General features: G+C 69.7%; 8 protein-coding genes and 1 pseudogene. 7 read left to right on the top strand and 2 right to left on the bottom strand.

Translation table 11 applies throughout. The features are described from left to right. The 3 genes from P409_RS22555 to P409_RS22545 all read left to right on the top strand — a co-directional run. Positions 1–350 (top strand): histidine phosphatase family protein (locus P409_RS22555; RefSeq protein ID WP_161790449.1); only part of this gene is annotated, 350 nt, incomplete at its 5' end. 54 nt (positions 351–404) lie between these two features. Beyond that, positions 405–1,100 (top strand): lipid-binding SYLF domain-containing protein, encoded by a 696-nt coding sequence (locus tag P409_RS22550; RefSeq protein ID WP_052121201.1) that lies wholly within the window; start codon positions 405–407, stop codon positions 1,098–1,100. 43 nt (positions 1,101–1,143) lie between these two features. Further along, positions 1,144–1,734: a TlpA disulfide reductase family protein gene (locus P409_RS22545; RefSeq protein WP_152613490.1), complete on the top strand. Its 591-nt coding sequence runs from the start codon at positions 1,144–1,146 to the stop codon at positions 1,732–1,734. Here the strand turns inward: P409_RS22545 and P409_RS22540 are convergent. Further along, the gene (locus P409_RS22540; protein WP_034843969.1) at positions 1,731–2,393 is read right to left on the bottom strand and encodes a sulfite oxidase-like oxidoreductase; all 663 of its coding nucleotides are present in this window, start codon (positions 2,391–2,393) and stop codon (positions 1,731–1,733) included. The two genes, P409_RS22545 and P409_RS22540, sit on opposite strands and share 4 nt — an antisense overlap. Before the next feature lie 166 nt (positions 2,394–2,559). Here P409_RS22540 and P409_RS22535 point away from each other — a divergent pair, with 166 nt between their 5' ends. After that, on the top strand, positions 2,560–4,803 hold the full coding sequence (locus P409_RS22535) for a mechanosensitive ion channel domain-containing protein (protein WP_052121199.1): 2,244 nt from the start codon (positions 2,560–2,562) through the stop codon (positions 4,801–4,803). Here the strand turns inward: P409_RS22535 and P409_RS39115 are convergent. After that, positions 4,779–4,940 carry a hypothetical protein gene (locus P409_RS39115; RefSeq protein ID WP_161790448.1) on the bottom strand — a complete coding sequence of 54 codons (162 nt, stop codon included), beginning with the start codon at positions 4,938–4,940 and terminating at the stop codon, positions 4,779–4,781. The genes P409_RS22535 and P409_RS39115 overlap by 25 nt on opposite strands. 111 nt (positions 4,941–5,051) lie before the next feature. Between P409_RS39115 and P409_RS22530 the strand changes: the two genes are divergently transcribed. The 3 genes and pseudogenes from P409_RS22530 to P409_RS22520 form a co-directional block, all read left to right on the top strand. Continuing rightward, entirely contained in the window at positions 5,052–5,453 is a 402-nt protein-coding gene (locus tag P409_RS22530; RefSeq protein ID WP_034843967.1) for a Fur family transcriptional regulator, read from the top strand. A 64-nt stretch (positions 5,454–5,517) separates the two neighbouring features. After that, positions 5,518–5,676 carry a hypothetical protein gene (locus P409_RS39110; protein WP_161790447.1) on the top strand — a complete coding sequence of 53 codons (159 nt, stop codon included), beginning with the start codon at positions 5,518–5,520 and terminating at the stop codon, positions 5,674–5,676. Positions 5,677–5,819: 143 nt separating this feature from the next. Beyond that, a pseudogene (locus P409_RS22520) lies at positions 5,820–6,561 on the top strand (hypothetical protein); the annotation flags it as partial.

Raw genomic sequence — 6,561 nt, 5'->3', positions numbered from 1 at the left:
GCCGCGAGGTCTACGACGCGCTGCCGCGGCACGACCCGTTCTGGTCCCACCCTTCCGCCCATGCCGCGCCCGGCGGCGAGAGCTTCGACACGGTGTTGCGCCGGGTGCAGCCGGCGGTCCAGGCCCTGTCCGGCGCCCATGCCGGCCGCGACATCGTCGCCGTCGCCCATGCCGGCACGATCCGCGCCGCGGCGGCGCTGGCGCTGGATCTCGACGGCGAACGGGCGCTGCGGTTGGTGGTCGACACCCTGTCGCTGACCCGGATCGACTTCATCCGATCGCGCTCCGGCGCCGAAAGCTGGCGAGTCGTCGCCCTGAATCTGCCATTTGGAACGGAAAAGATGTATTGATCGTTTAGCGCTACACCGCGATTCTTCATGTGGAATCTGAGGAAAGGCCCGCCCATGATCGACCGCCGCAACTTCCTTCGCCTGACAGGCGCGTCGACCGCAGGGCTGGCCCTGTCGGGCACCCTTTCCGCCTGCGGCTCGAACACCTCCACGCCGAGCGACGCGCAGCTCCTGGTCGACGAGAGCCGCGGCGCGCTGCAGACGCTGCTGGCCTCGCCGGAGCTGACGCAGCTGCCGCGCTACATCCGGGGCGCCAAGGCGGTGCTGATCGCGCCGGAGCTGCTGCGCGGCGGCTTCATCTTCGGCGGCCGCGGCGGCAATGCCGTGATGCTGGTCCGGCTGCCGGACGGCAACTGGAGCTACCCGGCCTTCTACGGCGTCGGCGGCGGCTCCTTCGGCCTGCAGATCGGCGGCCAGGTGTCGCAGCTCGTCCTGACCATCATGACCGACAAGGGCCTGCGGGCGGTGGAGCAGAGCAGCTTCACCGTCGGCGCCGACCTGACCGGCGCGCTGTTCACCCTCGGCGCCGGCGTCGGCGCCTCGACCGGGCTGAACACCAATGCCGACATGTATGCCTTCTCGCAGAACAAGGGGCTGTTCGCCGGCGGCACGCTGGACGGCACGGTGATCAGCGAGGATCAGGGCCGGAACGATGCCTATTACGGCTTCGGCACCGCCGCCCGGACCATCTTCCTGGGCCAGAAGAGCAACCCGGGTGCGGACCCGCTGCGCAACCTGATGCCGCGCTGAGGCGGGGGCTCTCGCATCGGTGCCTGGGTGGGGCAATGGTCTGATGGTCGGTCCCACACGGCGCGCCCTGCTGGCGGCGGGCGCGGCCGTCGCCGTCCCGGGCCTGAAGGCAGGGGCGGCGGACACCCCGGTCCCGCCCGTCCTGTTCAGCGCCGCCGGCCAGTACACGGAGCTGGAGCCGGTCCCGGCCGCGCCGGATCGGCCGATCGAGACGATCGACGGCACCGTTGTCGATTTCGCCCGGCTGCGCGGTCGTGTGGTGGTGCTGAACTTCTGGGCGACCTGGTGCGCCGCCTGCGTGCCCGAGATGCCGGGGCTCGACCGGCTCGCCGCCGTCGAGGAGGAGCGGGGTCTGGCGGTGCTGCCGGTGGCCATGGATCGCGGCGGCCGCGTGTCGGTGGAGGCCTTCCTGCGGCGCTACCGCCTGCCGCACCTGCCCATGCTGACCGACCCGGCGGAGCACATCGGCCATTTCCGCACCGGCAACCCGAACGGCGCGCCCTTCGCGCTGAGTGCTCTGCCGATCACCTACCTGATCGACCGCCAGTCCCACATCCGGGGCTATGTGCCGGGCGCGGCGGACTGGCGGTCGGACGCCGCGCGGGCGCTGCTGGACTTCATCGCCGCGACCTAGCCGTAGCGCTGCTCCTGCCAGGGGTCGCCCTCGTTGTGATAGCCGCGCTCCTCCCAGAAGCCCGGGCGGTCGGCGGCGACGAACTCGATCCGCTTCACCCATTTGGCGCTCTTCCAGAAGTACCAGCGGGGCATGATCACGCGCAGCGGCCCGCCATGCTCGACCGGGATCGGCTCGCCGTCGTGATGGGTCGCCAGCAGCACATCCTGCTCGGCGAAGGCATCGAGGGCGACGTTGGTGGTGTAGGTGTCGTAGCTGTGGAAGACGACGTGCCTTGCCTCGGGCTTCGGCCGCACCACCGACAGCAGGTGCCGGGCCGAGACGCCGCGCCAGCGGTTGTCGTAGCGCGACCAGGACGTGACGCAGTGGATATCGGAGACGTCCTCGAACTCGGGCTGGGCCAGGATGTCGTCCCAGCGCCACACCGCCGGGGCCTCGACCAGCCCGTCGATGGTCAGCCGCCATTTGTCGAGCGGGATCTCCGGTTGCACGCCGAGGTCGAGTACCGGCCAGTTCTCCACCAGGCGCTGGCCCGGCGGCAGCCGGTCCCGCTCCGGATCCGCCGTATCACCGGTCAGCAGCCGGCCTTCGCGCGCCCAGCGCTTCTTGCTCTCGACCAGCTTCGGCCGGACCGAGCCGAGATCGCCGTCATCCGCCATCGTCGCCTTCCCTCGCCGGCCGCGGTGCCGGCGCCATTCGTGAGGACGTCCCCAACATGGCCCCGATGGACGGGTTGATCCAGAGGGCCGGGCGGGGAAGGATGGCATCGTCCCCCTGCCGGGGCGCCGATCCGGAACGCCGCCCGCCCACAGCCCGCCCGAGCCGATGATCCGCCTGATCCGCCCGCTGCTGCTTCTCCTCCTGCTGCTCGCCCCCGGCTTCGCCGCCGCCCAGGTGCCGGGCGCCACGCCGGCCGCCGCGCCGCCCGCCACCGACCAGCAGGCCGACCCCGAGCGCGTCAAGGCGCTGATCGCCACGCTGCAGGACGACAAGGCGCGGGCCGCGCTGGTCGCCCAGCTGCAGCTTCTGCTGCAGGCCCAGGCGGCGGAGGAGGACAAGAAGACCGCGCTGGAGGCGGTCGGCAGTCAGGCCCTGGTCGCGGTGTCGGAGAAGGTGCGCGACGTCACCAGCGGCGTCGCCGTGATCGGCAGCACCCTGGCGCAGTCGCCGCAACTGCTGGTCTGGGCGCGCGACCAGCTGGCCGATCCGGCGGCGCGGGCGCGGTGGATCGCGGTGTTCCTCAACGTGCTCGCCGTCTTCGCGGTGGGGCTCGCCGTCGGCTTCCTGGTGTCCCGGCTGCTGCGCGGGGCCAGGGCGGCGATCGACCGCCATCCGCCGGCCACGTTCTGGGGCAAGCTGCCGCTGATCCTGGGCCAGGCGGTGCTGGACTTCCTGCCGCTGCTGGGCTTCGTCTTCGGCGCCTACGGCATGACCACGGTGCTGGATCCGCCGCAATTCGTCGCCATCGTGGTCACCGCGCTGGTCTACGCCGTGATCATCAGCGGCGTCGCCCTGATGGTCATCCGCATCGTGCTGACGCCGGAGCATCCGCGGCTGCGGCTGGTGCGGGTCGGCGACGAGACCGCCGGCTACCTCTACATCTGGGCGAAGAGGCTGATCCGGCTGACCGTCTTCGGCTACCTGACCGTCGTCACCGCCTCGGTGCTGCAGACGCCGTACGGGGCCCTGACGGCGCTGACCTACATCGTCGGCCTGGCCGTCGCCGCGATGGTGATCGTGCTGATCCTGCAGAACCGCGTGCCGGTGGCCGACTGGCTGCGCGGCCGCCGTCGGCACGGGGCCGAGGGCGAGGACGCGGCGGTGACGCGGGCGGTCGGGTCCCTCCGCCGGCGCTCCGCCGATGTCTGGCATCTGGTGGCCATCGCCTATGTCGCCGTCACCTTTGCGATCTGGGCGCTGGGCATCAATGGCGGCTTCATCTTCGTGCTGCGCGCCACCGTCCTGACCGTGGCGACGCTGGTGCTGGGGCGCCTGATTTCCACCTATGGGCCACGGCTGATCCACCGCGCCTTCTCGATCGGGCCGGAGCTGAAGGCCCGGTATCCGGGCCTCGAGCATCGGGCCAACCGCTACCTGCCGGTGCTCGATACCGCGCTCAAGGTGATCGTGCTGATCTGCACCGTCCTGGTGCTGCTCGAGGTCTGGCAGCTCGGCGGCATCGCCTGGATGGAGACCGCGACCGGGCGCGCCATCCTGTCCAGCGGCGGCGCCATCCTGTTCATGATCGTCGCCTCGCTGGTGGCGTGGGAGGCGGTCAGCCAGCTGATCGAGTTCCACCTGAACCGGCACGATGCCTCGGGCAATCTGGTGCAGCGCAGCGCCCGGGCCCGCACCCTGCTGCCGCTGCTGCGCAACGCCTTCCTGGTGCTGCTGATCACCGTGGTGGTGCTGATGGTTCTGTCCGAGGTCGGGCTGAACATCGCGCCGCTCCTGGCCGGCGCCGGCGTGGTCGGCCTGGCGATCGGCTTCGGCGCCCAGACGCTGGTCAAGGACGTCATCACCGGCGTCTTCATCCTGTTCGAGGACACGCTGTCGGTCGGCGACGTTGTCCAGCTCGGCTCCGACAGCGGGGTGGTCGAGAGCATCACCATCCGCACCATCCGCCTGCGCGACGAGACCGGGGCGGTGCACACGCTGCCGTTCAGCTCGGTCACCTCGATCATCAACATGACCAAGGATTTCTCCTTCGCCGTGTTCAATGTCGGCATCGGCTACGACCAGGATGTCGACCGCGTCCTCGACGTGCTGCGCGAACTGGGTCGCGAGATGCAGCTCGACCCCGGCTGGGCGCCGGCCATCCTGGCGCCGATCGAGATCATCGGCCTCGACAAGTTCGGCGACAGCGCCGTGACCATCAAGGCGCGGATCAAGACCCCGCCCGCCAAGCAATGGGGCGTGATGCGCGAGTTCAACCGCCGGATGAAGCGGCGCTTCGACGAGCTGGGCATCGACATCCCGTTCCCGCACCGCATGGTGCTGACCCGCAGCCTCGACCGGCCGGAGGACAGCGCCGCCGCCGCCGCTCAGGGGGCGTCATCGGGATCGTGACGGTTCGGGTCGTAATGGGAGTCATGCTTCTTGCGGGCCAGGTGCATCAGCCCGAGATTGAGCGCGACGATGCCGATCACGGCGATAGCGAGCGCGATCCAGCCGTGGATGCTCATCTCCAGTCCGAAGAGATCCATCGTGGCCGTCCTCCCGGTGCCCTGCGGCGCATTTTCGGGTGCCAAGCGCCGTTGCGATCTGTAATCTCTCTAAATCCGCCAGCAGTTCCGCGGCTAGAGAGGGTTTGAGCCATGACGCTCGAGGAGAGATGTGTCTCCGCCGGCCTGAAGATGACCGATCAGCGTCGTGTCATTTTGCAGGTGCTGACCGAGTCTCTCGACCATCCATCGGTCGAAACCGTCTATCACCGGGCGCGCGAGATCGATCCGTCGATCAGCATCGCGACCGTATACCGCACCCTGCACCTGCTCGACGAGCTTAACCTGGTGCAGCGGCACGACTTCAACGAGAACTACTCCCGCTTCGAGGTCAATCTCGAGCATCACCACCACCTGATCGATCTTGAAACCGGTGAGGTCATCGAGTTCAAGGACCAGGAGCTGGAGCAGTTGAAAGAGAAGATCGCCAAGCGGCTCGGCTTCGAACTCGTCGATCACAGGCTCGAACTCTATGGCCGGAAAAAGAAGTCCTGAAGGCTGCGGCTTCGGCGATCAGCCCTTCGCCGAGGGCTCGGCGGATTGCCGCTGCCAGCAGGCCGTGACCCGCGCCTATAGCGAGCTGGTGGCCCGGGGCGCGCCGCGCTCCGTGGCCATGGAGGCGGCGATCCGCGTCTTCGTCTACCATCATCCCGAGGTCCCGGCGTTCCGCGCCCATGACACCGTGGAGACCTGGGTCTATTCCGGTCCGCTGAACTGAGCGGCCATCGCGCCGCGGACACCCCGGGATCGCGGGCCGGGGCGTGGCTGCAGCGGCTGCGGCTGCCCAGCGGGCTGGTCCTCTTCGCCTTCCTGGCGACCCATCTGATCAACCACGCGGCCGGGCTCATCTCGCTGGACGTGATGGAGCGCGGCCTCGGGCTGTTCATCCTGGTGTGGGAGAGGCAGCCCGGCCTGACCATCCTGGCGGCCGCCTTCCTGGTCCACATCGCCAATGCGCTGGTCTCGATCTGGCAGCGGCACAACTTCCGGTTGAAGCGCTGGCAGGCGGTGCAGCTCGGGCTCGGCCTCGCGATCCCGCTGCTGCTGGCCGCCCATGTCTTCGGCACCGTCGTCGCCTTCGAGCGGTTCGGCGTCGGCACGCCCTATCGCTACGTGCTGTCGGCGATGTGGGCGGGCAACGGCCTGGTCGCGCTGCAGCAGGCGGTGGTGGTGCTGGTCGCCTGGGGCCATGGCTGCATCGGCGTGCACTACTGGCTGCGGCTCAGGCCCTGGTACCCGAAGGTGGTGCCCTATCTCTACGCCGCCGCCCTGCTGATCCCGGCGCTCGGCCTAGCCGGGTTCGTCTCGGCCGGGCTGCAGGTCCGGGACCTCGCGGCCCAGCCCGGCTGGCTCGAGGACCTGCATCGCTCGATCAAGCTGACGCCGGAGGCGCAGGCCTTCGCCGCCGCGGGTGCGCTGTGGACCCGGATCACGATCCTGGCCCTGGTCCTCGCCGCCTTTGCCGGGCCGGTGCTGCGCGCCGTCAAGGCCCGCCGCGGCGGGCCGAAGCTGTACTACCGCGACACCCGCGTGCTCGACATCATCCCGGGGGCCACGGCGCTCGAGATCATCGCCGCCGCCGGCATCCCCCAGGCCATGGTCT

It is taken from the genome of Inquilinus limosus MP06, from assembly GCF_000767795.1.
Taxonomy (GTDB): Bacteria; Pseudomonadota; Alphaproteobacteria; order DSM-16000; family Inquilinaceae; genus Inquilinus; species Inquilinus limosus_E.
Note: the sequence above shows the minus strand (reverse complement) of the source record. Positions and strands in the feature narration are given on the sequence as shown.